This window comes from Microbacterium sp. Bi128 (assembly GCF_918698205.1).
Genome location: NZ_CAKKMM010001595.1, coordinates 1 through 1,101 on the forward strand (window position 1 = coordinate 1; position 1,101 = coordinate 1,101).

The 1,101-nt window shown below is 63.9% G+C and carries 1 protein-coding gene and 1 pseudogene; both read right to left on the minus strand.

Annotated features, from left to right (window positions below; all coding sequences use genetic code 11):
* Positions 1 to 174 precede the first annotated feature (174 nt).
* Positions 175 to 630 carry a YlxR family protein gene (locus tag LQV45_RS34800; protein WP_084476152.1) on the minus strand — a complete coding sequence of 152 codons (456 nt, stop codon included), beginning with the start codon at positions 628 to 630 and terminating at the stop codon, positions 175 to 177.
* Between the two features lie 145 nt (positions 631 to 775).
* A pseudogene (locus LQV45_RS34805) lies at positions 776 to 1,101 on the minus strand (transcription termination/antitermination protein NusA); the annotation flags it as partial.

Consider the following 1,101-nt stretch of genomic DNA (forward strand, 5'->3'; position numbering starts at 1 on the left):
CATGTACGCGGACCTTGGCCACATTTCTCCTGTCTCGGTCCGCACCGAGCCAGGCACGAACCGTCTACTTCTTACTGCGGGCCTCCGCCGCGAATGCAGCTGAAAGGCCCATTGCAGAGCGCAACAAAGTTGTCATCGTTGCGCACTCATCGCTGGGAACTCATCGGGTTTCCATCAGTTTTCTGACCCGCTTTCAGGTTGGACGGTTGTTGCTGCGGCCACCGGGGTGCCCACGGCTTCCGTGCCGGCAGTGATCCGGCGTTCAACATCGGCCGTACCGGCTGCGCCGTTGAGGGCGCGGCCGAACGCTCGACGTTTGACCGCCAGTGCCAGGCACTTTTCGCTGGGGTGCAGCCATGCTCCCCGGCCAGCCATCCGGCGTCGTTCATCCACCACGACGGCGGACGAACCACCGGCGCCGGCGACGAGCCGGAGTAACTCCGACCGCGATCCTTTTTGTCGGCATCCGATACAGGTGCGCTGCGGCTGATTCCCGAGGTGTTGCACATGTGCCACGTTCGAGTATCTTCCTGCCAGTACAACTGCTTGGTGAATCACCGCGTCCCGGGAATCCGGGAAAAACCCAGACGCGCCAAAGACACACGGATACCGGCCGTTAGGCGCGGTCATGTCTATTCTAGCCCCTCCGGCGCCCGGGTCCCGAACCCAGGCATGCCGGTCAGCTTGGAAATCACGGCTAACCCGTGAGAGCGCACACAGGCCGCGGGCCGCGATGGCGGCCCGCAGCCCGTGTTCGTGCGCTTGCGCGCTTGCGCTATTTGCCGGTGTTGACGGCGGCGTCGGAGACGATGTCGATTCGCCATCCCGTGAGTTTGGCGGCGAGACGGGCGTTCTGGCCCTCTTTGCCGATGGCGAGGGAGAGCTGGTAGTCGGGAACGACCACCCGGGCCGAACGCGTCGCCTCGTCGGTGATTGTGACCGAATTCACGCGCGACGGCGAGAGGGCGCTGGCGATGAAGGTCGCAGGATCGTCGTTGTAGTCAACGATGTCGATCTTCTCGTCGTTCAGTTCAGTCATGACCGCCCGGACACGCGAACCCATTTCACCGATGCAGGCGCCCTTGGCGTTCACGCCGGGGG